This window comes from Pseudomonas sp. ICMP 460 (genome assembly GCF_002723595.1).
Classification (GTDB): Bacteria; Pseudomonadota; Gammaproteobacteria; order Pseudomonadales; family Pseudomonadaceae; genus Aquipseudomonas; species Aquipseudomonas kitaguniensis.
Genome location: NZ_LKBR01000001.1, coordinates 442,018 through 468,769 on the forward strand (window position 1 = coordinate 442,018; position 26,752 = coordinate 468,769).

Consider the following 26,752-nt stretch of genomic DNA (forward strand, 5'->3'; position numbering starts at 1 on the left):
ATCGAATGTCGGGAGTCTGGCGAAATTGCCACAGCCAGGACATAGTCGACGCTTGAACAGCCGCGGGTAGCAGTTGCCGCAATAACGCTTTTCTTGGTAAATCCTCTTGGGCTGCTCAATGACACGACCGCAGCCGTCGCATTCACAGCGAGCCAAATGTTCAACGGATACCACGTCGTCTGACCTTTCGTTTCAGTCGCAACCACATACGCAGCGTCTGCGCGGGGCTACTGGGATGTTCACGGTCGACACCGCTCACCAGATGATGCCTGGGCGACTGCAATGCGGCGACCAGATCCAGCAAAACTGGAGGAGAACCACTGGTGGGTAAATGCAGCGTCGAGGCTGGAAGTGACTCATGCCGTGCCGCTTCGATAAATCTTTGTGGCCCGGCTGACATTATCACCCACACGATGCTGAGCAGGACAGAGCGCTCAGCGGGAGACAGATATTCAAAGGGCAACCCCAACGGAATCGGTTGAAGGGACTCAAGAGGTATACCTAGTGATTCGAAGAATCTTTCAGCCGCAGCGCTATGGCGACGCACTGCTGCCTGAGCAAAGCTCACCATTGTTCGTGCAACAGTTAACCAATCGCGAAAATCGAGTGGCGATGAGCCGTACAAGGGCCAACGGCCAATGCTTTCGTCCACGTATCTCTGGAAAGCCAGCGCAGCTACTGCAGCGTCGCACCGAGTGCCATCGTTTAACGCAGCACCGCACCTGTGGCAGATGCCGAGCGAACCTCCGGCTCTCAGCAGCTCCGGTTGCAGCGCCGCCAGACAATGTCCGCACCGCTCAATCAGCTGCACGCCATGGATAGGGCAGCAGGTATGCCAAGCTAAACGCCACTGGATGGAAAACCGAGAATTAGATTGCACAATGCAATCCGGGCAGCATTGCAGCCCTCCGCTATGATGACCGCCTCGACAACCCAGTACCGTCAGCCAAGGCCAGCTTGCGCCCAGTAATCTGTGCGGCTGACGCACAATCGAAGTCATCACATGTTCGAGGGTGGCGGACTGCAAGCTTGCGCAGGGCACACCCGACTGCTTACTCAGAACCGCAAGCCTACTCACTGAAACAGATCGATCCAAATCACTTGCCCAAGCCCGAATGCCAGGCCATGCGATTACGGTTAACGCTGCTGGTGAGCAGCCGTGAGCTAGCGCCATCCTGATAATCCAGGAAGTTAGAAGCTCGTCCGTAAGCAGCGGTTTACTAAGAGGCCAGATCGGGTTTAAAGGGACTGCTCCCGGATGCCACGAGTAGGACGCAACCATGACATGCTCTCGATGAGTTCTATGTCAATGCATTCCTTGCCGGAGACTATGGCCTGCTTCGAGCACTCCATCAGAAGCCGGTGTACATTCCCAAGGTTACCGCCGGAAATCGCGTGCACACGCCGAGCCTTGTCTGGATGTGCCAGCCCAGAAGGCTTTTTCAAAGGAAGTATCGACTCAAAACCTTTGAGCATGCGCTGAAATTCGGGATCGAGCTTCCATTGATCGAGCTTCATAACATCGAAGCGGCTGGCATGTTGTGGATCATGATGGAGGATGCGAACAGCATCCGTGGTTCCAACACCAATGATTGGAATCACCAGCTCGTTACAGAGGGACTTCAAAGCGTTCATCACCTCACGCTGCTTAATTGCAGAGCCTGTGAGCAACGAATGGAACTCATCAATGATAAGCATTCTGACCTTAAGCTCGCGGAAGGAGTGAATAACCTGGTAGCGCAATGCCAACTTGGTATCCGTGATCCTGTAAGGCATCCATAACTGTTCCAAAAGAGCCACATACAGCGCCTTCTCGTCAGCAGTCGATGGGGCTTCTGCCAAAATCAGGGGGCGAACCGGATCATCATTTTCGTCGACGTACCCTTCGCCATGCGTTTTCTGAAATCGCCTGATAACGGTCGTCTTACCATTGTTGGAATCGCCTACGATCAGCAGATTAGGCATGCGGGCTCGCTTGGGCATGACGACCAGGTCATTGAGCGTGTCCAGAATAGTGCGAGCCGATGCATACCCGATCCAACGTTCCTCTCCCATAAAGAGAATCCGTTCCCGGTCGCTCAATTGCAACACTGGTCGAAAATCAGGATGGATGTGTTCGTATGTGCTCATTCGACTTCACCTGTCGATTCGACTTCCGAAAGCATAAGCAGATCAGAATCCTCCTGGACGAGATCCAGTACCAGCTTGGCCACAGGCTTTGTGGGTTGGGCCGGTGTACCTTTCTTGCTGTGGGTACGACTCTTTTGAGCGTCTTTCCGGGCTCTCTTGCTGGTCGCGGATGCCTCCTCGACTAGCTTTCGGTTTTCGACGGCGTACTCGGCGATCAATGCATCGTCAATGTTCTCCCGCCCTTCGCTGACAGCCTTATCTTTGGCAGCGTGATATTCCCAAAGCGTCACCGCAGGAAATGCCTGGTACGAGGCCGGCACGCGAAAGTACTGCTTCAGAACAGGATCGTAGAACCAAATGACGCTGACATCCCTCGGATCCCGTCTAAAGAGCAGTTTGATTGCCTTTCCAGTCGCGGGATCCTTTCGATTGATCCAATGGCGCAGCGCTTCGGAGTAGTAAAATAGATCCCATTGCACCCCGTACGTCTGCACGGTCCTGCGTTGCGATGGCAGGAAATCTAACTGGACCGCCAAAGGATCTGTCGGCCGCGCTGGCACACTGACCAGGGGGTCGACCTCCCGATTGCCGAAGAACGCCAACTGCCACTTGCGAGCAGGGCTCATGTGGATCTTTTTGTGATAGGTCTGGTGGTACTTCAAAATTGATCGAACCAGCCATACCTCGAATTCCGCCATCGTGAGAACGGCTTTAGCATCCGAATCATAGCCCTCGCGTTCCTGAGGGTTACTGAAGGTAGTGCCTGGCAGCTCATGCACCATTCTCATGAAAGTGCCAAGCACCCGCTCAATTCGACCACCGTATTTTGGAACTTTGGATGGTCGGAAGACGCTGTCTATCCCGTAGTTCTTACAGGAATCCACGATGTTCTGCGCCCGGAAGTCAGCACCGTTGTCAGTATGAATCGTTCGCGGAAACCCCCAAACAGGCCACTCACCACGAATGTCGTGAGCAGCGAGCCAAGCTTCCTTTGGAAGAATCGAATGTGCGATGCACATCGCCACGGATGTCTCTGAAGGCGCCTCGAACGCTAGGTAGTAGCCAACTATCATGCAAGAGTAAACATCGATGGCTAGGGTGAGCCAAGGCCGGCCAATTGGTTTGCGATGGCGTTCGTCCACCACAATGAGGTTGACCGGGGTATGGTCGATCTGCACGACGGCCAGCGGATAGCCCTCATCTGGAAACTGGCCGACTGAAGGGGTATGCCTGGTGTTCGCCTGCTCAGCGTAACCACGCCGACGAAGCTTCACTACTTCGGGAATCTGCCTGATCCGCGCCCTAATTGCCGATGCGCCAGGAGGCTGAATGTCGAGCGCTCTTGCTCTGCGCTGAATCTCCGAAATCGTGGACTGGACCGTGTACCTCTGCACCGTCAGGTAGTAATCATCCAGCACGTCCTGTACGAGCTTTTCTCCTTCGACAGAAAGACGTGTGCTGCCCTCGCGCCAACCGCGCTTGCGCGGAACAAGAGCCAGAACCTCATTCCATCGATTGTACCGATCCAGCCAACGATAAAGCGTTGCCGGGCTGATCCCGGTGGCCTTCGCACGCGCTGCCACTGTCTCTTTGGACAACACCGTGTTGCCCAATAGAGGCAGAATCGCGGAATAGCGCTTTTGCGCTATAGCCCAGGCATCCGAACTGATGCTGCTGATATCGTGGTTAACGTACAGCCCGTCCAGTTTCTCCGGATCTACAGCTCTGAGGTCAATAATTTGAAGCGCCGCACTGCGGCCCGTCTCAACCTCGGTCCCGATCACCGTTTGTAGATCTAGGATTTGAACAATCCGGTAAACCTCATTGTTCCGGCGCACCATCGCGCCGACTTCAATGGCAACGCGTGACCGAACAGGTTCAAACGGAACCAGGTGCTCGCTGGTGTCGTCTTCATACAGTTTCATTATCGGGGACCCAGAGTTCGAGATCGTGGTTCAGAGGTTCGGTGATATCGCAGTCGACCTGACGCGTGGCGATCAAGTGCCAAAGCAGCGACACACCCCGGTCACGGAAAATGCCATTGAAGTGCCGTGCCAGGAGGTAGTGCACTGGGGCGACTTCCATCTCACGTAGCGTCTTCAACACAGCATCGATATCGCCTTGTTCAAAAATCATTCGCTCGAAACGTTCCAAGAACACAATGTTTTCGAGCGGGAGACCGCGAATGCGCGATTCATCATAAATGCGGAACTGCCACCCCTGGCTGCGGGCCAGCCGGCGAGCCTCCTTCCATTTACCTGACCAGTCTCGCCAATTTTCTACCCATTGCTCCCTTGGTTTTACCTCTACAAGAAGCGGCCGCAGTACGCCGAAATAGGGAAGGTGCAGTTGATGGTAGAAAACAAGGTAATCAGGCGTGTATATCTGGGGACGACCCAAGGAGTCGGTGAAAGGAACCTCAACCGGTTGGGAGATAACCGACTCCACTTGGTGGGAGAACCGCATCCGCTTCAAAAAATCCCTTTCCAGCGACGATTCGAAAGCAACACCACCGAGCCCCTTGAAAGCCATCACTCCTGAAATGCTGCGGCGAGTCGGCTTGATCTTTCGGACCGATTTAATTTGGTCGCATTTATTTCCGATCATTTTCTATCTGGTCTCATTTATTACCGACATTCTTCTCAGTAATTTCAGAAGTGTTTTACGGCCAACAAAGGCCTCTAGCCTAGTCCTTTATCAGTTATTTCGAAAGCCGACAGCGGGTCAAAACCACAACCTGGGGAAATCACCCTCGCCCACCATGGCGTGCTGTTTCTGGACGAGCTTCCCGAATTTGATCGCAAGGTCCTGGAAGTGCTGCGCGAACCGCTTGAATCGGGCCATATCGTGATTTCGCGCGCGCGGGACCGGGTGAATTTCCCGGCTCGTTTTCAGTTGGTCGCGGCGATGAACCCCTGCCCTTGCGGTTATGTAGGCGAAACCAGCGGGCGCTGTCGCTGCACGCCGGAGCAGATCCAGCGCTACCGCAACAAACTTTCGGGGCCGTTGCTCGACCGCATCGACCTGCACGTGACCGTGGCCCGCGAAAGCACTGCCCTTAACCCGTGCAAACAGGCAGGCGATGATACGGCCAGCGCTTCGGCACTGGTCGCCCAGGCCCGCGAGTGCCAGCAACAGCGCCAAGGCTGCGCCAACGCGTTCCTTGATCTTGCGGGGCTGCGCCAGCATTGCGCGCTGTCGAAGGTCGATGAGGGCTGGCTGGAAAGCGCCTGCGAACGGCTGACCTTGTCCCTGCGTGCGGCCCACCGGCTGCTTAAAGTCGCACGCACCCTGGCGGACCTGGAACAGGTGAGTGCGATCCGCCGCGAGCACTTGGCCGAGGCGCTGCAATATCGCCCGACAAGCCCTTCTATATAAGGCCAGCATGCGTGCATCCAAACGCATAGTTTGGCGCAGAGCATTGTCACGTTGACGGCGGCATCAGATTGACATTAAGGTCGCCATCTAAATCAGGGAGCGGTTACAGGCATTACGCCTGTCATTGTGCGCACATGAGCATATGGAGTCTGGATGCGCGGGGCATTGTTACGCAGTGGTAAAAGCGGGTCTTACACAGCCCTGGGCGAAACCGGTCAACCGGTATATCGCGCGGCGCTGCAGTTGCGCGAAGCGATTCGTCGCAAAGACCCGGAACTGGTCAAGCACCTGGCCGTTCCGCAGAGTGACGAACTCGGCAACCAGATCGACTGGTACAGCGATATAGACGGCGACGTCATTCCCTGGACCAGCGCGACTGAAGAAGAGCGTGCGCCAGCACGCGAACAGCTCGAACGACTGAAAACCTCCCTGCAGGAACTCAGCCAGCGTTTTATTGGCCCGGAAGGCGATACCAATACCGGCGATAAAGCGGTGTTTGGCAAGTTGCTCAAGCGCGTCATTCACTTCCCCGACGAAAACTTCGTGTACCTGGTGCAGGGCAAACCGGTGCTGACCTTTTGGGGGTTCGAGCATGCAAATGCCGACGCCAATCGCGACCCGCTCATGTGCCTTTACCCGAAACCAGCGGCGCCGCTGGATTTTCAACTGCCACCCGAGCCGGCGCCTGTCGCCACGCCGTTGCCGCCGGTGATCGTGCGCCCTTGGTGGCGCCGCTGGTGGTGGTTATGGCTGCTGCCATTATTGTTGCTGCTGCTACTGCTGCTCAGCCTGCGCGGCTGCATTCCCGGCGTGGTGCTGACAGTGCCGGGCATCACCTCGACTGAACGTGAAACACCCTACGTTACAGGCCAAGTGCCCGTTGTAACTGGCGTGAACGGCACTGCAACGGTTGGCAGCGGCGTTCCCGTGAATGGCGCTGTCGAGGAGCCGGCCGCCAGTGGCGAGGCCGCCGCAAACGCCGACGAACCCGGCGCCGAAGCCGAAGCCGCCGACGAACCGCCAGCCGAAGCACCGGAGCCCGCCGCCGAAGCGCCAAAAACGCCAGACGCGACGCCGCCAACACCGCCTGAAACCCCGCAAGCACCCGCCCCGCAACCGCCCGCCGGCGCTGCGCTGAGCATTCCGCCGACAGCAGCCGACGGCGCCGCCGACTTTCTCAATGGCCAGTACCGCGCCGGTGCCGGCATTCAAGACCGCAAGACCGGCAAGCCACTGCGCCTGGAATACGCGTTCAAGGACGGCAAAGGTGAAGTCACCGTGCACCGCGCCAATGGCGTCAACTGCACCGGGCCGGTGTCGGCGGCGATGAAAGGCGGCAGCCTGTCGATCGCGAGCCAAGGCCAGGCGGTGTGCGGTGACGGTAGTAATTACGACATGCCACAGGTCGATTGTCGGAAGGGCGCGACCAGTATCGCGGACTGCACCGGCGGTTATGGAACTGAAAAATTCCCTATGTCCATGCGGCAGACGGGCGAATAAGACTGGAAAAATCTCCAATGCTGCCTGAAGTCACGCAATTCGAAGACACCGTCACGCTCGTCAGTGACACCGGTATCCAGTTCATGGATTTCGCGCTGCGCCTGGACGCCCGCAAGGAGCCGGCCGGCGAGTTCGCGCCCTTGAATATTGGCATCTGCCGATTGCTGTACAACGAAGAGAAAGACTTCTACTTCTATGAGCCGGCGCCGGGGAAGATCGAAAAAGCCAAGCCGGTGTTCAGCCTCGACATGAAAAGCAGCCTGGAGCTGCTGGACGGCATCTGGTTGCCGATTCCGTTCTTCCGGTTCATGCCGCCCTACCGTTTCGACAACGGCCCGGTGAACTGGTCGCGCATGCGCCTGGTCAAGCTGCCCGCCGCGGACATCGACGGCAACACGCACCGTCTGACGCTGGCGTTCGACAGCCGCATCATGCAAAAGCGCAGCGGCACCGCTTACCTGGCGCCGAACGAAGAAGACGTCAGCTCTGGCGTGGCCTTCAAGCTCGCGGTCAATTCGGCCGAGCTGCAAGAATTCCTCAGCCAGCCGTGGGTCAACGAATGGCTGCAAGAGCTGTTCAACGAAGGCAATGTGCAACGCACGCGCGATGAACTGGACGCCGACCTGCGCGCCCACCATCACTTGGCGCATTACCTCAATGTGTTGAGCCTGCTGGCCAAACCGTCGGCGTCCCAGCAAAGCAACCTCAGGGCCAAGGTCGATATCCCGGAAATCAAAGTGGTCGCCAATGACCCCAATGGCTTGGTCAAACCGATTCAGGTCGACCTGGTGCTGGACGTCGGCAACTCGCGCACCTGCGGCATTCTGATCGAAAATCACGGCCAGGCCGGTTCCGGGCTCAAGCAAAACTACGTGCTGGAACTGCGCGACCTGATCACCCCGGAACACACCTACAACGAGCCCTTTGAGAGCCGAGTCGAATTTGCCCAGGCGTATTTCGGCAAAGACCACTGCTCGGTCAAAAGCGGCCGTCACGATGCGTTCCAGTGGGCAACGATTGCGCGGGTCGGCAGCGAGGCCGGGCGCCTGGCCAGCCGTCGTCGCGGCACCGAAGGTTCCACCGGCCTGTCGAGCCCCAAACGCTACCTGTGGGATGAAAACGCCTACGGCCACGGCTGGCGTTTCAACGCGGCTTACGTAAAAACCGACAATGAACCTTATGCCACTGCCGCACCGTTTTCGCACCTGATCAACGAAACCGGCGAAGCGCTTTACAGCCTCGACGAAGACGACCGTTTGCCGGTATTCATGCCGCGCTACTCACGCAGCTCGTTGATGACCTTCATGCTCGCCGAAGTGGTTGCGCAGGCGCTGTCGCAAATCAACAGCCCGGCGCAACGCTCACGCCAGGGCCACACGCGCAAACCGCGTCAGCTCAACAGCATCACCCTGACCGTGCCGCCGGGCATGCCTCAGGCCGAGCGCAGCATTCTTAATGAGCGCCTGTTGCAGGCCATCGGCCTGGTGTGGAAAAGCCTTGGCTGGCATGACAGCGAAGACAGCCCGCATGAAGACGGGCCAACCCCGCCGAGCATGCCGATTCCGAGTATCCGCGTGGAATGGGACGAAGCGTCCTGCGGCCAGTTGGTGTACCTGTACACCGAGGTCAACGAAAACTTCGCCGGCCACCCGGAAGAGTTCTTCGCCACGCTGGCGCGCCCGGACAAAAAAGACCGTGAGCGGATTACCCTCGCAACCATCGACATCGGCGGCGGCACCACAGACCTGGTGATCACCGATTACCGCCTCGACCGCGCCGGCAACAACAGCACCGGCAGCAACGTGCACATCGTGCCGGAGCAACGCTTTCGTGACGGCTTCAAGGTGGCCGGCGATGACATCGTGCTCGATGTGATTCAGGACTTCATCCTGCCTAGCTTCGAAAAAGCCTTGCAGAGTGCCGGCGTCAAATCCGCCGACTCGCTGATGTCGCGGCTGTGCGGCGCCGAAAACATCGACGCCAAAGACGTGATCCTGCGCCAGCAACTCAACCTGCAAGTGTTCACCCCGCTGGCGCTCGCGCTGCTCAAGGAATACGAGCACTACGACCCGCAGACCCAGGTTGAACTCAACACCCGTTCCTACCGCGAACTGCTGGGCGACGACGCCATCAGTCAGTCCGTGCTCGACTACGTGCACAGCGCCGTGCGCCGCGACGTCGGCGCGCAGAACGGCTTTGACCTGTACGCCACGCCGATCAGCTTCGACCTGCAAAAGCTCCACGCTGCGTTCCTCAACGATCAGATCAACATCACCAAGATCCTCGGCGCGCTGTGTGAAGTGGTCGCGCATTACCCGTGCGACATGCTGTTACTGACAGGCCGGCCATCGCGCCTGCCGGGTATCCAGGCATTTATTCGCAAGGTCTTGCCGTTGCCGCCAGGGCGCATTCTGGCGCTGCAAAATTACCGCACCGGCGGCTGGTACCCGTTCCACAAGAACGGGCGTATCGACGACCCGAAAAGCACCGCGTCGGTGGGGGCCATGCTCTGCCTGCTGTGCGCCAACCACAGCGTGCCGAACTTCTACTTCCGCGCCTCGGCGCTCAAGCCGTATTCGACCGTCAAGCACATCGGCACCATCGATCAGAACAACGTGATCAAAGACGCCGACGTGCTGTACCGCAACATCGAAACCGAGCCCGAAAACTACAAGATCAAGCTGCCTGTGACCGGTGCCGGTGACGACGCCGACACGCCGCAACTGGAAATGCGCGGCGACCTGCGCCTGGGCTTCCGCCAACTCGCCGCAGAACGCTGGGCCGCCTCGCCGCTGTACACCCTGCGCTTCACCAACGCCGGGCGCGACAAGTTCTCGCGCGCCGTCGGTGAAGACGGTGCCGCGCCATTGCTCAAGGTACGTTTTGAGGTCAAGGCCGGCGACAAGCACACGCGCAAGCAGGGCTTGGTCAGCGACCGGCTGGTGGTGCAAGGCATCGAATCCAATAGCAGCAATGTCAGCTTCAACCCGCGCAGCGACCTCGAACTGGAACTCAACACCATGCTCGACGCCGGCCTGAGCGAGACCAAATACTGGCTCGACAGTGGAAGTGTGAAACGCAAATGAATGACCTGACCCCAGAGCAAACCCAACTGTCTGCCAGTTGGGCCGCTGTTTATGAAGGTGCCGGTCAGGCGCTGGAATGGATCAGCCAGACCCGCGTCAACGCTCCGCGCCTGGACAGCGAGGCGGACAACCTCAATGTGCGCCTGCACCGTGCGCGCAACCTGGCCCACAGCTTGGGCCGCGTGGCGACCACGCCGATGACGATTGGCTTTTTCGGCCTGTCGCAGGCCGGCAAGTCGTACTTGATCTCGGCGCTCGCGGCCGGCCAGAACGGCAAGCTCGAAACCCAGCTCGGCGAGCGGCGCCTGGACTTTATCAAGCACATCAACCCGGTCGGCGGCGGCAAGGAAGCCACCGGCCTGGTGACGCGCTTCAGCCGCCGGGCCAAGCCGGGCGAAGACTCGCAGTTCCCGATCGAACTCAAGCTGTTCCGTGAAATCGAGCTGGCGAAGATTCTCGCCAACTCCTGGTTCAAGGACTTCGACCTTGAGCGCATCAATTACCAGATCGACGAAGAGCGCATTCAGCGTGCCCTTCAGCCGTTCGAAGGGCGCGAAAACGCGCCGCTGCAGAAAGGCGTCAGCGCTGACGATATTGTCTCGCTGTGGGACTACATGCGCGAGACCGCACCCAACTCGGTGAAAAAACTCGAGCACGCGTACTGGCCCAAAGTGCTGCAACTGGCGCCACGCCTGAACTTCCAGGAACGCGCCGAGCTGTTGTCGATCCTGTGGGGCGAGCAGCGCGAGCTGACACGCGCCTACCAACAACTGGCCGGCGCGCTGCACAAGCTTGGCCTGGCCGAAACGGTTTTCGCGCCGCTCGAAGCACTGATCAGCTTCAACGGTGAGGCTTACCACCAGCGCGACAACATCATGAACGTCGACATTCTCGAACGTTTTGGCACCCCGCTGGATTTGCCGATCAATGTGCGACCGCATACCGACGGCCGCTTGCACAGCAGCCAGAGCATCCCGGTCGCACAACTGGCGGCACTCACCGCCGAGATGACCTTCGTGCTGCTTGAAGCGCCGCTTGATGACCTCGTCAATCAGGTCGACCTGCTGGACTTCCCAGGCTATCGCGGGCGCAAAAACCTGCTTGAAATTGCCGACTCCAGCGACCCGCAATCAAGCACCAAGGATAACTCCGTGGCGCAGTTGATTCTGCGCGGCAAGGTCGCCTACCTGTTCGAGCGCTACACCGATACCCAGGAAATGAACGCGCTGGTGGTGTGCACAAGCTCGACCAAGCAAAGTGATGTGAACGACGTAGGCCCGGTGCTCACGCGCTGGATCGACAAAACCCAAGGCCCGACGCCGGCCTCGCGCAGCAAGCGTGAAGCAGGGCTGATCTGGGCCTTGACCATGCTCGACCTGCGTGTGGCCACAGGCCTCAATCAAGAGCGCGACCAGGACGACGAAGGCTGGAACGGCATGGTCAAGCTGACCATGCTCGAACGCTTCGGCAGCCTGCCGTGGATGACCGACTGGGCTGGCACGCCGTTCCAGAATACTTACCTGGTGCGCAAGCCACGCATGAATGCCGGGTTTATCCAGCAGGATAAAAACGGCCCGGAAATCGGCATCAACCCCGACAACCAGGTGCGCATCGACAGCCTCGGCGAAAGCTTCGCCAAAAACGCACTGGTTGGGCGGCACATCAAGAACCCGGGCAAAGCCTGGACCGAGATGTTGCGCCTCGACGATGGCGGCATCCGCTATTTCGGCAGCAGCTTCAACGGCGTGGCGAATATCGAGTTCAAGCTGGCGCGCATTCGCGAGCAACTTGAAGAATGCATCGAAAGCCTCACCGTGCATGGCCTGAGCACGTGGTACCACGCCGATGGCGATGGCGCCGCAGCAGCCAAAAAGCTCCAGGCGCAGACAGTCCTGACCGGCCTGGGCAGGCGTGCCACAGTGCTTGGCGAGTTTATCCACCAACTCGACATGCCCGGCGAGCACATCCGCGACCTGTACCTCAGCGGCGTGTATGAAGACGCCGACGCCACCGCGGCGGATGAAAGCCAGCCGGCCGCCGCTGCTCCAAGCAACAGCCTGTACAGCGACAGCGCCGGGTTTGACTTCGACTTCAGCGACAGTTTCAACGACGACGCACCCGCCGCCAGCACTGCCCCCAGCGCTGCGCCGGTGCCGGAGCTGCAAAGCAACGAACACCGTTTTGCCAAGGCCGCCTTTAAAGCCTGGATCGCGCATTTACGCGAGCTGACCACGCGCCAGAACCTGATGAGCCTGCTGGGTCTTGAGCGCTCGCTGATCGAAGCGGTGGTCGACGAGTTGATTACCGCAGGTTACCGCTACGACCTGCCGGGCCAACTCAGCCGCGCCGTGCTCAAGCGTGCTCAGAGCGGTGCGCGTCGCGACCAGTTGGTGGAGCGCCAAGTGCTGGAAGTGCAACTGGTGCTGCGCGATTTCGTGTCGTGGTTCGGCTACCTGCAGAAGCCTGTCAGCGAGCGGCCAAACAGCCGCGCCGGTGCCAAGGCGCCGCTGTTTTCGTTCTACACCGATGTCGCACCGGGCCAACTGCCGCAACTGCCGCCGCAACCTGCAAACCAGGCGCAGCGGTTCCTCGGCGACTGGCTCTCGGGCCTGGCGTATATCACTGTGGAAAACGCCGGCCATGGCGCCGGGCGCGAAATCACCATTGAACAGAATGAACGGCTGGGCCACGTGCTCACTGCCTTCACAGCGAGATAAGTAATGCCCATTCGTGTAGATCTGCTTGCGTTAGAACCCAATGTGCCGGGTCAGGCGCGGTTGGCGGTGAAAAAATGGAACGGTGCTCAGGAGCAGCTGGAGTTTTCCATCCAGCGCAACCAGGACCACTTTTACCTGCAAGACCGCCAGCAGTGGAGCAACAACCCGTTCTGGTTCAAGGTCAGCCAATTCAACGCCATCGACGATGCGCTGGAAACGCTGGTAGGCCCGGATGTGGTGAACCCGTTGCTGGAAGGCAGCGGCAACTCCAACTTCCAGATCGAGCTGCGCGAACAAGGCCTCGGCCACAGCGACCGCGGCGTCGTGCGCCCGGGGCTGGGCCTGCTGTCGTCGACGGCCGGTGGGCAAACCCGCTCCACGTATGACGCGACCACCCTGCAAGCACCTGAGCCAGAGCCGGAAATTCCCGAGCTGCCGGAGCTGGTGCTGGAGCTGCCACCGGCCGAGCCTGAGCCCGAACCGATCGTGGCCACGCGCGAGCCCGAGCCTGAACCGGTGGTGGTGCTGCCGCCAAAACGCAACAACAAGCTGTTGATCGGCGTGATCATCGCCGTGGTCATCGCGTTGCTGGCTGCCGTGGCGGCCTGGCTGTGGCTGCGCAATTCAACGCCGGTGCCGGCGCCCAAAGTGGAACCTGTGCCTGCGGCCACTGAAGCGCAACCTTGCGATGTCGCCAGCATGAACAGCCAGCCGGAATTGGCCTTCGTGCAAGGCTGCATCAAGGCCGCACCGGCCAGCGCGCAGTTGCTGGAAATTATCGAAGCCGCCAAAGCCAACAAACATTGCGGTGTAGCCCAGCGTTTGTACGCCAACCGTGCGCAAGGCGGCGACATGTTGATCGCCAATGCGTATGCCCGCGAATACGACCCCAAGTACCTGAAACCCAGCGAATGCTTCCCGAAACCAGACAACGCCACCGCCGCGTACTGGTACGAAACCATTCTTGGCCACGAGCCGGATAACGCCGAAGCCAAACAGCGTTTCGAGGAGTTGCAACCGTGAGCACCCCGACGTTTTTGCACCGCTGCGCGCTGGGCGCCGCCGCCCTGCTGGCCTTGAGCATCAGCTCGCTGGCCAGCGCCGACGACAAGCCGTTGATCCAGGAAGGCAAAAAAACCCTGTTCCAGCGCGTGCTGACCACCCCCGGCTGCAAAGTCAGCCCCGCCGCAGGGGGCGCGCCCGGTGCGACGCAACCCACCTTCAGCCGCTTCTACGTGTATGAGCGTGCGCAGGCCGCCAATGCCGAATGGCTGAAAGTCGGCCCCGACAGCTATGGCAAAACCATTGGCTGGTTACCGGCGGCGTGTACCACCGACTGGAAAATGCAACTGACCCTGGCCTTCACCAACCCGGCCAACCGTGACCGCTTGCTGTTTTTCAAAGAGCGCGCCACGGTCGAAGGGATTCTTGATGCGCCAGACCCGGTCAGCAAAGTCGCACCGCTGCGCGCAGCACTCAAACAAGGTAAACCGGCGCCCGGCGTGCTGGCTGAAGAGCCGGCCTACTTTGTCGACCTGCAAAAGCAGTTCTATTTATTGCCGGTGCTCAGTGGCGAAGAAGTCATGACCGAAGGCGGTTTTCGCACGCGCCTGCTCAACGTCGCCTCGGTCAGCAAGGCCGATGAGGCCGACGCCAAAAATACCGGCAACGCAGGCAGTACCGACCCGGCTGCAGCCCAAGCCAACGCCAGCAGCCAGTTGAAGGAATTCAGCGCGGCGGTGGTGTTTGTCATCGACTCGACCATCTCGATGGACCCGTACATCGACCGCACCCGTGAGGCGATTCGCAAGGTTTACCAGCAGATCGAAGCGGAGAACCTCGGCAAACAGGTTAAATTCGGCCTGGTCGCGTTCCGCTCCAGCACCAAGGCGGTGCCTGGCCTGGACTACGTGAGCAAAATGTACGCTGACCCGAATCAGGTCAAAGACAGCGCCGACTTCCTCAGCAAAGTCGCCGACCTCAAACAGGCCAAGGTTTCCAGCAGCAGCTTCGATGAAGATGCGTTTGCCGGCGTGATGCACAGCATCGACAAGGTCGACTGGACCCAGTTCGGCGCGCGCTACGTGGTGCTGATCACCGACGCCGGGGCCATTGAGGGCGACAACAAACTCTCGCAAACCGGCCTCAGCGCGTCACAGGTTCGCCTCGAAGCGGCCAACCCCGGCGTAGCGATTTACACCTTGCACCTGAAAACCCCGGCGGGCATCAAGGACCACAGCAAAGCCGAGGCGCAGTACCAGAACCTCTCGACCTACCCCGGCACCAACACGTCGCTGTACTACCCGGTGAACGCCGGTGACGTGCAAGAGTTCGGGCGCAAGGTCGACTCGCTGGCGGCTGCGATCACCTCGCAGGTAAAAGCCGCCTACCTGGGCGAAGACGCGATCGGCAGTGCACTGAACGCCAAGGCAGAACCCGGCGACAAGAAGATGCTCGAAGACGCCGCGCTGATCGGCCATGCGATGCAGTTGGCTTATCTCGGCGAGAAGACCAATAGCAAGGCGCCGCCGGTGTTCCAGGCCTGGATTACTGACCGCGACCTGATCAAGCAAAACATCCCGACCACCGATGTGCGGGTGTTGCTGACCAAAGCCCAGCTCAGCGATTTGAGCGCGGTGATGAAGCAGATTCTCGACGCCGCCAACGAAGGCCTGATTTCGCCAACCGAGATGTTTGACCGCCTGCGCTCGGTGGCCGCGACCATGGGCGCCGACCCTAACCAGCTCAAGCAAAACAGCAACGCCAAGCTGGCGGACATGGGCGTACTGGGTGAGTACCTCGAAGGCCTGCCGTACCAGAGTGAAGTGTTGAACCTGGATGAAGAAACCTGGAAGAGCTGGGACGGCCTGGCACAGGAAAAATTCATTCGCACGCTGAACACCAAACTTCGCCATTACCAACGTTACAACGCCGACGTCGACCGCTGGGTCGCCCTCGCCAAAGACAGCGACGCTCGGGACAACGTGTACCCGGTGCCGCTGGAAATGATGCCGTAAGCCCATGCCCATTCTTGAGATCGACAACCTGCTGGTGCGCCGAGGCGACGGTGCGCAAGCGCATCAGGTGCGCCTGCCGCGCTTGCAGGTCGGTGCCGGGGAAATTCTCGCAATAACCGGCGAGAGCGGCTGCGGCAAGAGCACCTTGCTCGAAGCCCTCGGCCTGCTGCTGGCGCCGGTGGAACTCGGGCGCTTTCAGCTAAGCCCGCGCGCGCCGAGTGAGCCGCCGCTGGATATAGCCCAATTGCTTGCACACAACGATCAACCGGCGCTGGCCGCTGTGCGGTCGCAGCATTTGGGGTTTATTTTGCAGAGCGGTGGCTTGCTGCCGTTTCTCAACGTGCGCGACAACATCAGCCTGCCGCGCCAGATGCTCGGCATGCCGCTGCACAGTGCGCACATCGAGCATGCGGTTGAGGTGTTGCGCCTGGGCGGGCTGCTCGACAAACGCCCACAGGCATTGTCGATCGGTGAGCGGCAGCGCGTCGCCTGCGTGCGCGCAATCGCGCATGAACCGCAGTTGTTGCTGGCCGACGAACCCACCGCCGCACTCGACCCGCACAGTGCGCGGCGGTTGTTTGAATTGCTGTTGAGTTTGGTGGCCAACCTCGGCTTGAGCGCACTGGTGGTGTCGCATGACTGGGCACTGCTGAAAGATTTTGGCTTGCCGCGCTTGGGCGCAGTCAGCCGTCAGGGAGAGACGCGGTTTGAACCGATGGATTGACCGGCTGAAACTGCTTGGCAAGCTGGCCCTGGAAGACCTCTGGCACGACCGCAAGGTCTCGCTGTGCATCGCCGCCTCCTTAGTGGCGGTGATCGCGCCGTTGCTGTTGCTGTTCGGCCTCAAGCACGGCGTGGTCAGCCAGTTGCAGGACGAACTGCTGCGCGACCCGCGCAACCTCGAAATCAAAATGCTCAGCAGTGGCAACTATGACAGCGCCTGGATCACAGCCCTGCGGCAGCGCCCGGAAACCGGCTTTGCAATTGGCCAAACCCGCACGCTGAACACTCAAGCCGATCTGTTTGTGGGCATGCAGCGGTTCGTCGAGGGCGCCGAGATAATCCCCACCGAAGCTGGCGACCCACAACTGGGCGCGGGCTCGCTTGCGCCCAGCGGCCAGCAAGTGATTCTCAGCGACCGCGCGGCGCAACGCCTGCAGGTCAAGGCCGGCGACAGCGTGCGGCTGCGCGCCGAGCGCCGGCTTGACGGGCGCAGCGAGCGCGGTGAGCTGAACCTAAGCGTGTTGGCGGTGCTTGATAGCGCACGCTTCGGGCGGGCCGCAGGTTTTGTGGCGCCAGCGCTGCTGCTGAGCCTCGAACATTTTCGCGACGGCTACCAGGTCAGCGCCTTTGGTGTCGACACCGGCAAACCGCTGGGGGCGCTGCCACCGCTGTATGCGCGCGCCCGCGTGTATGCCCGCGACATCGACCACGTCGCGCCGCTGGAGCGCTGGCTGAATGAGCAACGGATAGAAACGTCGAGCCGGCTGGCCGACATCGATAACGTCAAAGCCATCAACCACGTACTCGGGCTGATCTTCAGCGTGATCGCCCTGGCGGCGTTGATCGGCTGCGTGGCGTCGATGGTCGGCGCGTTCCTGGCCAACATCGACCGCAAGCGCAAGAGCCTCGCGGTGCTGCGCCTGCTGGGGTTCAACCGGCCAGCGGTGGCGGGCTTCGTGGTGCTGCAAGCGTTGTTGCTCAGCCTGGCCGGCTACCTCGGCGGGCTGCTGTTTTATTTCATCGGCAGCCAGTTGTTCGACCACTTGCTGGGCGGCAGCCAGGCCACTGGCACGTTTGTGTGCCACATCACTATCGGGCATGGCCTTGCGGCCCTGTTGTTGACCTTTTTGGTCTCGGGGCTGGTGGCCGTTATCGGCGCCGTGCGCGCGATCAGTATCGAACCTGCGGAGAGTTTGCGTGAGCTATAAACGTGTTGCCTGGCTATTGCCCCTGAGCCTCAGCCTGGGCTGTGCGCTGGAGGCCTCGGCCGCCGGTTGGGACGAGAAATACTACAACCCGATGCCGGCGGATAACGACGTGGTGCTGCCGATGCCGTGCGACGGCTCGATGGTGTTTCGCAAGGTGTTCATCCCACTCGCGGGGCCGCTCGACGATTACCCGATCAACATTGGCCAGGACGGCGCGGAATACGGTTACGTCGAGCAAACTCGCCCGGCGTTCATTGCCGGCAGTTTTACCGCAGCCAAGGGCGACAAGTCGCGCTACTACCTGCTGGCCAAGTACGAAATGAGCGAGCTGCAATACGCGGCCCTCACCGAAGCGACCTGCCCCACCGCGTCGACCAAAATGCGCTTGCCGCAGGTCTCGATCAGTTGGGTGCAGGCGGTCGAGGCCGCCGATAAGTACAACCTGTGGCTGCGCAAAAACGCCGCCGACAAGTTGCCCAAGGAAGACGGCACGCTGGGCTTCCTGCGCCTGCCCACCGAGACTGAATGGGAGTTCGCCGCGCGCGGTGGCATGGAAGTCGGCGCCGCAGAATTTCGCGACACCCGCTACCCGATGCCGGACGGGCTGAACGCCTACGAGTGGTTTGCCGGTGCGCAGTCGTCCAACGGCAAGCTGCAACTGAGCGGGCTGCAAAAGCCCAACCCGCTGGGCCTGCACGACATGCTCGGCAATGCCGACGAAATGATATTCGAGCCGTTTCGCCTGAACAAACTCGACCGTCAACACGGCCAGGCGGGCGGCTACGTGGTGCGCGGCGGCAACTACCTGACCGCCCAGGCCGACCTGCGCACCGCCCAGCGCAAGGAAGAGCCGTATTACAACGCCGAGGGCCAGGTGAAAAACAAAACCACCGGGCTGCGCCTGGCGCTGGTGTCGCCAACCCTGACCTCGCGCGAACGCGTGGCGAGCATCGAAAGTAGCTGGAAGAAACTCGGCACCGGCAGCGCTGCGGGCGCCTCAGCGGCGCCGGGCACCGCTCAGGCCCTGAGCACGTTGGCCTCGGGCGTCGAAGACAAAGCCCTCAAGGAAAAACTCCAGGCGCTGGAAAACCAGTTGCGTGCCAGCAACCAGCAGCAGGAAGAAACCCGCGACCAGGCGATTCGCGCCAGCCTTAACCTCGGTGCCTTCCTGTGCACCAAAATGCTTGATGACGGCCAGTACGTGGACTTTCTGCAAAAGAACTACGCGCTCAATTGCGAAGCCGCCGACAAGGACGCCAGCTGCGACATGCGCAAAGGCAAGCTCGACGAACAGAAAGACCGCCTGCACAAGCTCAGCCGTTACTACGCCAGCAGCCTGGTGGAATCGGGCACCTTGTACGGCCAGCCACTGCTCGAAGCACAGGTGCCGGTGATGGAAGAAATCATCTCGCGCAACAAACAACTGCAAGAACTTAAACCGTACCTGCGCACCCACTGGGCCAACCAGAAGACCTTCCTGCAAAAACAGAAGATCGACACTGAAGCCTGGCTGAAAAGCTGCAAATCCGTCACTCAATAACAAATGGCCAACACCGTTATCAGGAGCAACACCATGTCACGCAGCCTCTGGACTCGTTTCAAGCTACAGATCGCCGTTATCCTCACGGGTAGCCTGTTGCTGGGCGGTTGTGCGAGCACCGGCAGTTCAATGCTCGACGGCGGCAAGACCGACCCGCGCCTGACCCAAGGCACCGACGCGCAGTTTTTCAGCAAGTCCGGCTATCAGGCCTGCGCCGTGGGCGCGGGTATCGGCATCCTCAGTTGCGCGCTGTCTAACAGCAGCAACAAGGCCGTGTGCGCGATCGCGGCCGGCATTGCTACGTGTGGTGTGGCCATGGGCGCCAACTATTACCTGGACCAGCGCCGCAGCGAATACTCCAACACCGGCCAGCGCCTGACCAAGATGAACAATGACGTGCAACTCGACACCCAGAATGTCATCGCGCGTACAGCGACCGCACAGCAAGTGATCAACGATGACCAAACGCGCATCGCCCAGATCAAGCAGGCCATGGCCGTCAAGAAACTCAACACCGCCAAGGCCAAAACCGACCTGGCCGAGATCGACAACAACATCGCGCGCATGCGCAAAGACCTGACCAACATGCGCAGCAAAGCCACCGAGTACGCCAAGGTTGCCCAACAGGAGCGCCAGGACGGTGCCGGCGCGCAGGTCGAGCAAGTGGACGCGAGCATCGCAAAAATGAACCAGAAAGTTGCTGCGCTGCAAAAAGAAGTCGACGGGCTTTACAACCAACGTTCCGCAATCACCCTGGGCTGAGAACTTCCTGATGAAGACTGTTAAATACGCGCTCGGGCTGGCAGGCATTCTGGCACTCGCAGGCTGTGCCACACCGCCCGGCAGCTGCGACGCGGGCAACCGTGACAGCAGCATGCTGACCAAAATGAATTGCGATTACTCCGGCGGCTACAGCGACCAGATCAAGCAGAAAGAAGCCGCCCTGACCGCCTCGCGTGAAGAGAACGCAATGTTCCATCAGGTGTACCAAAATATTCAGGCGCAGCAAGCCAACAGCCGCCGTGACCTCGCCACCCAAGAGCAGGCGCAGGCGCAGTTGAACCAGTCGCTGGCGCAACTGCTCGGCACGCTGAAAAAACGCCGCGCCAACCAGGGCGATGTGCAAAAGCAAATCGCTGGCCTTGAGCAGCAATTGCAGGCCAACCAGGCGCAAGCGCCGAGTGGTTCGGCCACGCCCAAGCAATTGGCGGCCAAGCAGGAACAGCTGAAAACCTTGCAGAAAAAGGTCAACCAACTGCAGTTCAGCCTCGGCTACGAAGAGTAAAACTTAAGGTTTGCCACTTTGCAGGCACCTTGCGGGGTGCCTGCTTCATTTTCAGGAGTTGCCTTCATGCAACGGGTCATCAGGGACACGCAAGCCTTCCCGGACGGAACCAGCGCGCTGCAAAACACCCTCGCGCTGATCCAGAGGCACCTGCCGCCGGTGGCTGCCAGTCTATTTGCGATCCCGCGCACGGGCGCCGATGACGCAGTCGAATGGTGGACTGAGCTCGGCGGCCAGCCAACGCCCTACGCCGACCTGGACACAGACAGCCAGCGACGTTTGCTGCAAACCTACCAGCAACGCCAGGACGCGATCAGCCAGCTTGTCGACGCGTTGAAAAAACGCGACCAGCCAAGCGACGCCCACGCGCTGGAGGCGCTGGTTGGCGAACCGACCGTGAGCGATCTTTACAGCCTCAACGGCGAGCCGCTGGTGATTCGCTGGCACACGCCACGGCCGCCCAAAGTGCTGCCGCCGCCGGTGATTGCACCAGCGGCGGTCGCGCCGGTGGCCGCCGCCGTCGCCACCTCCAAAGGCTGGCGCCTGGCTGCGCTGCTGCTCGGTTTGTTGCTGTTGTTACTGCTGCTGCTCGCGCTGTGGGCCTGGTGGTTCTGGCGCCCGGTGGCGGTGGTTGAACCGGTGGCCCCGACGCCTATCGTCGAACCCGCGCCTGTGGCCACGCCCGAACCGGAGCCCGAGCCTGCTCCCGTGGTGGAGCCTGCGCCTGCGCCAGAACCCGAGCCAGAGCCAGAACCAGAACCTGCGCCGCCGCCCAAGCCGGTTCCGCCGCCTAAACCGGTGCCGGTGGCCAAGCCTGCGCAACCGCCTTCACTGGACAACTACGCCTGCCGCAAGGACGGCCCGGCCGTCGAAACGCCGCAGTTCGTGGTGGTGCTCGACACGTCCGGCTCGATGATGTTGAACATCAACGCGGTGAAGGCCGACGAGGACTGGTTCTTCGGCAACCCAGCCAATCAACACCGCGACACACCTCATAAACGACAGATATTCCAGCCGCCAAACCGCATGGCCGTGGCCGCCGATTCGCTGAATGGCATGATCCAGGCGCTGGACCCGAAAATTGATATGCGCCTGATTACCTTCCAAGGCTGCGAAAGCACGCCAGACCATGGGGTTTTTCGGCTGGGTGATCGTCCGCGCCTGATGTCCGGTATTCGCCGGCTGATCGGCAACGACGGCACGCCGCTGGCTGCCAGCCTGGAAAAAGCCGCCAGCACCGTGGACGGGCGTAACCGTGATGCAATGATCGTGATGTTCGTCGACGGTGAGGACGGCTGCGATCGTGACGCCTGCGCGGTGTCACGCCGGATCGCGCAGCAACAGCCGCGCCTGCGGGTCAATGTGGTCAACATTGGGGTGGGCGGCGCCTCGCGCTGTATCGCCGAAAACACCGGCGGGCGCACCTACGCCAGCAGCAACGCGAAAGAGTTGGCGAATGCGCTGAAGCTGGCGACCAGGGAAGTGTCCAGCAGCGCGAATTGCAAATAAGCGCTGCGGTCAATCTCAGCGGAAGCGGTCGACTTCCTGGCGCAGCCCGGCCGCCAGGGTTTCCAGTTCCTTGGCGGTAATCGCCAGGTTCGACACCACTTCACGCTGCTCGCTGTTGGCCAGCGCAATGCTTTGCAGGTTGCTACTGAGCACGTTCGCGGTGCTGCTCTGCTCTTGAGTGGCGGTGGTGATGGCGGCGAATTGCTGCCCGGCCGAGCGGCTTTGCTCGTCGATACGCGCCAACGCTGAAGCCACGTCGGCGTTGCGCGACAAGCCTTCCTGCATCAGCACTTTGCCTTGCTCCATGGTGCTGATGGCGTTGCCGGTTTCTTGCTGGATACTTTGGATCATCACCGAGATTTCGTCGGTGGCTTGGCGGGTGCGCGAGGCCAGGTTACGCACCTCGTCGGCGACCACCGCAAAGCCGCGGCCTTGCTCGCCGGCGCGCGCAGCTTCGATGGCCGCGTTGAGCGCCAGCAGGTTGGTCTGTTCGGCAATCGAGGTGATCACGCCAACAATCCCGCCAATTTCCTGCGAGCGTTGGCCGAGGGTGTTGATCACCGTGGCCGTGCTGTTCAACGCCGCAGCGATATGTTCCAGGGACGACGACGCCTCTTGCATCGAGGTACGGCCAATACGGGTTTGCTGTGCGTTTTCCTGCGCCAGCCGCTCGGTGTTGCCCATGTTATCGGCGATGTTCAGCGAGGTGGCGCTGAACTCTTCTACCGCGCCCGCCATGCTGGTGATTTCACCAGACTGTTGCTCCATGCCGTCATACGCGCCACCGGACAAACCGGACAACGCCCGGGCACGGCTGTTGACCTCTTCGGCCGCCGTGCGGATATGCGAGACCATGGTCGACAGCGCTTCGCCCATCTGGTTGAAGCTACGCGCCAGTTGGCCGATTTCGTCATGGCTGGACACATTCAGGCGTGCGCTCAAGTCACCGGCGCCGAGGGCTTCGGCTTGGCGCACGAGGTCACTCAAGGGCTGCAATTTACTGCGCAGCAACCAGACCGCGGCGCCCACAGCGATCAACATCGCCAGCACGCTACCGATCACCAGGCGAATACCGACGGCCCAGGTCACCTCGCGGATTTCGGATTTCGGCATGCTCGCTACCACCGCCCACGGGCCGCCTTCGAATGGCACCGAGACGCTGTAGAAGTCTTCGTTTTTGTCGCTCCAGAAGCTGCCTTCGCCGGGTTTGCTGGCCAAATCGAGCATCAGCGGAATCGCCTGGTCGAGTGCCTGCACGCCTGCGGGTGGCACCAGCCAGCGCTTCTGCTCATCCAACAGGGCCAGCGAACCGGTCTGGCCGATACGGAACCGCTTGAGGTTGTCGAATTGCACATTCTGCGCGTTGGTGTAGTCGAAGCCGACAAACAGCACCGCGATCACTTTGCCGGCCGCATCACGTACCGGCGTGTATTGGGTCATGTAGGAGCGGTCGAACAATACCGCGCGGCCCACGTAACTTTGCCCGCCGAGCAGGCGCTGATAAGCCGGGTGCTGGTGGTCGAGGACGGTGCCGATGGCGCGGCTGCCATCCTGTTTGGTCAACGAGGTGCTCACGCGAATAAAGTCTTCGCCGCTGCGCACAAACACCGTGGCCACGCCGCCGGAGGTCTCCTTGAATTCATCGACCTCAGCGAAATCGTTGTTCAGCAGGTTGCTGCCCAGGAACAGGCTCGGGGTCTGTGTGCCGGCCACTGCCACCGGCTGGTCCACGCGCACATTCAAACCTGCGCCGAAGCGCTTTTCAAACAGCCCGCTCAAACGCTGAGTACTCTCGCGCAAGGTGCTGTGGAAGGTATTGAGCTGGTCGGCGAGCAAGCGCGCCTCGCTGGCCAAGTGTTCCTGGCGAATGGCGAGGTTGGCGGAGTCAAGGGAACGCAGGGCGAAAACCGTACTGCCGCTGATAACGACAGCCAGAATAATGGCCAGTGCGAGGCCTAATTGTGAGGCGATCCGAGCGCGAGGTTGAGACATGACAGCTCCTGGCCGAGGCCAGGATCATCCTGATCTCATAGCATTACGGCAAATTATCTAGTGAAAAACGTTGGCGCATGGTTGCTCCAACACACCTGCTTCGGCGGGCGCCGGGAATACTTGAGCGATTCAGGGGGATATAACGCATGCGATTACACCAGAAATTAAAAAAAGTTCAATCCAGACGATCAACGCGGGGCAATTGCATGGCGTTAACCTCACCTTGCAGGAACTCCGCCAACCGCCGTAAACGCTCGCCGCCAGGGCGGGTTTTTGGCCACACCAAGTAGTAACTCTCACCACTTGCCACGGCGGTCGGCCACGGCAGGCTTAATCTGCCTTGGGCCACGTCTTCGGCCACCATCAACAGGTCGCCCATGGACACGCCGTAACCGCGCGCGGCGGCGATCATGCCCAGTTCGAGGGTGTCGAACACCTGCCCGCCCTTGAGCGACACGTGAGACGAAAGCCCCATGCGCTGCAGCCAATTGCGCCAATCGCGGCGGTCGGGCGTCGGGTGTAACAACTCCGCAGTCGCCAGCCGCGCGGCATCCCACGGCCCGTCACTGAGCAGGTTCGGCGCCCCGACCGGTATCAACAGTTCCGGGAACAGGTAGCAGGCGTCCCAGTCCGCCGGGAAATGCCCGTAGCTGAGCAGCACGGCGCAATCGAACGGTTCCTGATTAAAGTCCACTTCATCCACGCTCATCCACGCGCTGGTGAGTTGCACCTCATTGCCTGGCTGCAAGGCACGGAAGCGACTGAGCCGCGCCAGCAACCAGCGCATGGTCAGGGTCGACGGCGCTTTCATGCGCAGGATGTCGTCCTCGGTGTTCAGGGTATCGCAGGCCCGCTCCAGCGCCGCAAACCCTTCGCGCACGCCGGGCAACAGCAAGCGCGCCGCTTCGGTGAGTTGCAAGTTGCGGCCGCTGCGCTGAAACAGGCGGCAGGCGAAGTGTTCTTCGAGCGTGCGGATATGTCGGCTGACCGCACTTTGCGTGATCGACAGTTCCGCCGCCGCGCGGGTGAACGAGTTGTGCCGCGACGCGGCCTCGAAGGCGCGCAAGGCATACAGCGGAGGAAGACGGCGCGACATAAAAAACCTCCTGACAGAGCAATAACCAACCCTATCAGAATCTGCAGGCATGAGTTTTAGTCATGCGAACGATCGCTTTTATCCTTTTGTGTAATGCGTCAGGAGCGCCGAGAATCAAGCCCTCCCAAACCCTCTGACTTGTTGAGCGTGATGAACATGCAGCATCCGGTGCGTAGCGAACTCTGGGCCATTCTGCGGCTGTCGGGGCCGTTGATTGCCTCACAGTTGGCGCACATGCTGATGGTGCTGACCGACACCCTGATGATGGCCCGCCTGAGCCCCGAAGCCTTGGCGGGCGGCGGCTTGGGCGCGGCGAGTTATTCGTTCGTGGCGATTTTTTGCATCGGCGTGATCGCGGCGGTTGGCACGCTGGTGGCGATTCGTCATGGCGCTGGCGACATTCAAGCCGCGACGCGCCTGACCCAAGCCGGGCTGTGGCTGGCCTGGCTGATGGCGATTGGCGCCGCACTCTTGCTGTGGAACCTCAAGCCCGTGCTGCTGATGTTTGGCCAGACCGAAACCAACGTGCACGCGGCGGGGCAATTTCTGACGATTTTGCCATTCGCCCTGCCCGGCTACCTGACCTTCATGGCGTTGCGCGGGTTCACCAGCGCTATCGGCAAGGCCACACCGGTGATGGTGATCAGCCTGTGCGGCACGGTGCTCAACTATTTGCTCAACCATGCGCTGATCGAAGGCATGTTCGGCCTGCCCAAACTGGGCTTGATGGGCATTGGCCTGGTCACGGCGATTGTCGCCAACTGCATGGCCCTGGCGCTGATGTGGTACATCCGCACTGACCGCGCCTACGCGGCCTACCCGCTCGGCAAAGGCCTGTTGCACCTCAACACGCACTATTTGCGCGAGCTGTGGCGGCTGGGCCTGCCGATTGGTGGCACCTACGCGGTGGAAGTCGGGTTGTTCGCCTTTGCGGCGCTGTGCATGGGCACCATGGGCAGTACGCAATTGGCCGCGCACCAGATCGCCCTGCAAATTGTCTCAGTGGCGTTCATGGTGCCGGCGGGCATGTCCTACGCGATAACCATGCGCATCGGCCAGCATTACGGCGCCGGGCAATTGCTCCAGGCACGCATGGCCGGGCGCGTCGGCATAGGCTTTGGTGCGGGGGTGATGCTGGGGTTTGCGGCGGTGTTTTGGCTGTGTTCCGACGCGCTGATCGGGCTGTTCCTCGACCACAACGACCCGGCCTTTCACGATGTCATCGTGCTCGCCGTGAGCTTGCTGGCCGTTGCGGCCTGGTTTGAACTGTTCGACGGCGTGCAGACCATCGCCATGGGCTGCATTCGCGGGCTGAAAGACGCCAAAACCACCTTCCTGGTGGGCTTGGGCTGTTATTGGTTAATCGGCGCACCCGCCGCGTGGTTGATGGCCTTTACCTTGGGTTGGGGGCCAACCGGCGTGTGGTGGGGCCTGGCGCTGGGCCTGGCCTGCGCGGCCGTCAGCCTGACGTGGGCGTTTGAGGCAAAGATGAAGCGCATGATTCGCCAGGAGCCGGACGTTCGCACTGAATTCCAGGCGATGCAGACCGACTAATAGGGTGGGCTCGGTCA

Annotated in this window: 18 protein-coding genes and 1 pseudogene; 13 read left to right on the plus strand and 6 right to left on the minus strand. The window is 60.6% G+C overall.

Going from position 1 to position 26,752, the window contains the following annotated elements; all coding sequences use genetic code 11:
* Positions 1 to 160: 160 nt before the first annotated feature.
* From AO240_RS29185 to AO240_RS02120, 4 genes are read right to left on the minus strand one after another with little or no spacing between them, the layout of a single operon-like run.
* Positions 161 to 1,282, minus strand: a complete 1,122-nt coding sequence (locus tag AO240_RS29185) for a TniQ family protein (protein ID WP_099234977.1) — start codon at positions 1,280 to 1,282, stop codon at positions 161 to 163.
* On the minus strand, positions 1,240 to 2,130 hold the full coding sequence (locus AO240_RS02110; protein ID WP_099234978.1) for a TniB family NTP-binding protein: 891 nt from the start codon (positions 2,128 to 2,130) through the stop codon (positions 1,240 to 1,242). The genes AO240_RS29185 and AO240_RS02110 overlap by 43 nt, the downstream gene beginning before the upstream one ends.
* On the minus strand, positions 2,127 to 4,055 hold the full coding sequence (locus AO240_RS02115; RefSeq protein WP_143505261.1) for a helix-turn-helix domain-containing protein: 1,929 nt from the start codon (positions 4,053 to 4,055) through the stop codon (positions 2,127 to 2,129). The genes AO240_RS02110 and AO240_RS02115 overlap by 4 nt, the downstream gene beginning before the upstream one ends.
* Positions 4,042 to 4,596, minus strand: coding sequence for a TnsA endonuclease N-terminal domain-containing protein (locus tag AO240_RS02120; protein WP_177445765.1), 555 nt, complete (start codon positions 4,594 to 4,596; stop codon positions 4,042 to 4,044). The genes AO240_RS02115 and AO240_RS02120 overlap by 14 nt, the downstream gene beginning before the upstream one ends.
* A gap of 255 nt (positions 4,597 to 4,851) precedes the next feature.
* Here AO240_RS02120 and AO240_RS02125 point away from each other — a divergent pair.
* The 12 genes and pseudogenes from AO240_RS02125 to AO240_RS02180 all read left to right on the plus strand — a co-directional run.
* Positions 4,852 to 5,508, plus strand: a pseudogene (locus AO240_RS02125) (ATP-binding protein); the annotation flags it as partial.
* A 153-nt stretch (positions 5,509 to 5,661) separates the two neighbouring features.
* Positions 5,662 to 7,008 (plus strand): SrfA family protein, encoded by a 1,347-nt coding sequence (locus AO240_RS02130; protein ID WP_099234979.1) that lies wholly within the window; start codon positions 5,662 to 5,664, stop codon positions 7,006 to 7,008.
* Between the two features lie 17 nt (positions 7,009 to 7,025).
* On the plus strand, positions 7,026 to 10,094 hold the full coding sequence (locus AO240_RS02135; RefSeq protein ID WP_099234980.1) for a virulence factor SrfB: 3,069 nt from the start codon (positions 7,026 to 7,028) through the stop codon (positions 10,092 to 10,094).
* Entirely contained in the window at positions 10,091 to 12,811 is a 2,721-nt protein-coding gene (locus AO240_RS02140; protein ID WP_099234981.1) for a putative virulence factor, read from the plus strand. Before AO240_RS02135 ends, AO240_RS02140 begins: the two co-directional genes overlap by 4 nt.
* 3 nt (positions 12,812 to 12,814) lie before the next feature.
* Complete coding sequence (locus AO240_RS02145; RefSeq protein WP_099234982.1) at positions 12,815 to 13,834, plus strand: hypothetical protein; 1,020 nt, start codon at positions 12,815 to 12,817, stop codon at positions 13,832 to 13,834.
* A 14-nt stretch (positions 13,835 to 13,848) separates the two neighbouring features.
* Positions 13,849 to 15,828 carry a vWA domain-containing protein gene (locus AO240_RS02150; RefSeq protein ID WP_099235001.1) on the plus strand — a complete coding sequence of 660 codons (1,980 nt, stop codon included), beginning with the start codon at positions 13,849 to 13,851 and terminating at the stop codon, positions 15,826 to 15,828.
* A gap of 10 nt (positions 15,829 to 15,838) precedes the next feature.
* Entirely contained in the window at positions 15,839 to 16,552 is a 714-nt protein-coding gene (locus tag AO240_RS02155; protein WP_099235002.1) for an ABC transporter ATP-binding protein, read from the plus strand.
* A complete protein-coding gene (locus AO240_RS02160; protein ID WP_099234983.1) occupies positions 16,536 to 17,759 on the plus strand; it encodes an ABC transporter permease in 1,224 nt (407 codons plus the stop codon). Before AO240_RS02155 ends, AO240_RS02160 begins: the two co-directional genes overlap by 17 nt.
* The gene (locus AO240_RS02165) at positions 17,749 to 19,299 is read left to right on the plus strand and encodes an SUMF1/EgtB/PvdO family nonheme iron enzyme (protein WP_099234984.1); all 1,551 of its coding nucleotides are present in this window, start codon (positions 17,749 to 17,751) and stop codon (positions 19,297 to 19,299) included. The genes AO240_RS02160 and AO240_RS02165 overlap by 11 nt, the downstream gene beginning before the upstream one ends.
* Positions 19,300 to 19,332: 33 nt before the next feature.
* Positions 19,333 to 20,061: a hypothetical protein gene (locus tag AO240_RS02170; protein ID WP_058413824.1), complete on the plus strand. Its 729-nt coding sequence runs from the start codon at positions 19,333 to 19,335 to the stop codon at positions 20,059 to 20,061.
* Positions 20,062 to 20,071: 10 nt separating this feature from the next.
* The gene (locus tag AO240_RS02175) at positions 20,072 to 20,584 is read left to right on the plus strand and encodes a hypothetical protein (protein WP_099234985.1); all 513 of its coding nucleotides are present in this window, start codon (positions 20,072 to 20,074) and stop codon (positions 20,582 to 20,584) included.
* Positions 20,585 to 20,650: 66 nt separating this feature from the next.
* The gene (locus AO240_RS02180; RefSeq protein WP_099234986.1) at positions 20,651 to 22,093 is read left to right on the plus strand and encodes a VWA domain-containing protein; all 1,443 of its coding nucleotides are present in this window, start codon (positions 20,651 to 20,653) and stop codon (positions 22,091 to 22,093) included.
* A gap of 15 nt (positions 22,094 to 22,108) precedes the next feature.
* Here AO240_RS02180 and AO240_RS02185 read toward each other — a convergent pair whose 3' ends face one another.
* Positions 22,109 to 24,085 carry a methyl-accepting chemotaxis protein gene (locus AO240_RS02185; RefSeq protein ID WP_099234987.1) on the minus strand — a complete coding sequence of 659 codons (1,977 nt, stop codon included), beginning with the start codon at positions 24,083 to 24,085 and terminating at the stop codon, positions 22,109 to 22,111.
* Between the two features lie 175 nt (positions 24,086 to 24,260).
* Positions 24,261 to 25,181, minus strand: a complete 921-nt coding sequence (locus AO240_RS02190; RefSeq protein WP_099234988.1) for a LysR substrate-binding domain-containing protein — start codon at positions 25,179 to 25,181, stop codon at positions 24,261 to 24,263.
* Positions 25,182 to 25,331: 150 nt separating this feature from the next.
* Between AO240_RS02190 and AO240_RS02195 the strand changes: the two genes are divergently transcribed.
* On the plus strand, positions 25,332 to 26,735 hold the full coding sequence (locus AO240_RS02195) for a NorM family multidrug efflux MATE transporter (RefSeq protein ID WP_099235003.1): 1,404 nt from the start codon (positions 25,332 to 25,334) through the stop codon (positions 26,733 to 26,735).
* Positions 26,736 to 26,752 lie beyond the last annotated feature (17 nt).

What these genes read in the sequence shown, in the direction of transcription:
- AO240_RS02140 (WP_099234981.1), top strand. Translation starts at nt 10,091, where the DNA reads ATGAATGACCTGACCCCAGAGCAAACCCAACTGTCTGCCAGTTGGGCC.
- AO240_RS02175 (WP_099234985.1), top strand. Translation starts at nt 20,072, where the DNA reads ATGAAGACTGTTAAATACGCGCTCGGGCTGGCAGGCATTCTGGCACTC.
- AO240_RS02115 (WP_143505261.1), bottom strand. Translation starts at nt 4,055, where the DNA reads ATGAAACTGTATGAAGACGACACCAGCGAGCACCTGGTTCCGTTTGAA.
- AO240_RS02180 (WP_099234986.1), top strand. Translation starts at nt 20,651, where the DNA reads ATGCAACGGGTCATCAGGGACACGCAAGCCTTCCCGGACGGAACCAGC.
- AO240_RS02195 (WP_099235003.1), top strand. Translation starts at nt 25,332, where the DNA reads ATGAACATGCAGCATCCGGTGCGTAGCGAACTCTGGGCCATTCTGCGG.
- AO240_RS02190 (WP_099234988.1), bottom strand. Translation starts at nt 25,181, where the DNA reads ATGTCGCGCCGTCTTCCTCCGCTGTATGCCTTGCGCGCCTTCGAGGCC.
- AO240_RS02110 (WP_099234978.1), bottom strand. Translation starts at nt 2,130, where the DNA reads ATGAGCACATACGAACACATCCATCCTGATTTTCGACCAGTGTTGCAA.
- AO240_RS02120 (WP_177445765.1), bottom strand. Translation starts at nt 4,596, where the DNA reads ATGCGGTTCTCCCACCAAGTGGAGTCGGTTATCTCCCAACCGGTTGAG.
- AO240_RS02135 (WP_099234980.1), top strand. Translation starts at nt 7,026, where the DNA reads ATGCTGCCTGAAGTCACGCAATTCGAAGACACCGTCACGCTCGTCAGT.
- AO240_RS02185 (WP_099234987.1), bottom strand. Translation starts at nt 24,085, where the DNA reads ATGTCTCAACCTCGCGCTCGGATCGCCTCACAATTAGGCCTCGCACTG.
- AO240_RS02170 (WP_058413824.1), top strand. Translation starts at nt 19,333, where the DNA reads ATGTCACGCAGCCTCTGGACTCGTTTCAAGCTACAGATCGCCGTTATC.
- AO240_RS02130 (WP_099234979.1), top strand. Translation starts at nt 5,662, where the DNA reads ATGCGCGGGGCATTGTTACGCAGTGGTAAAAGCGGGTCTTACACAGCC.
- AO240_RS29185 (WP_099234977.1), bottom strand. Translation starts at nt 1,282, where the DNA reads ATGGTTGCGTCCTACTCGTGGCATCCGGGAGCAGTCCCTTTAAACCCG.
- AO240_RS02145 (WP_099234982.1), top strand. Translation starts at nt 12,815, where the DNA reads ATGCCCATTCGTGTAGATCTGCTTGCGTTAGAACCCAATGTGCCGGGT.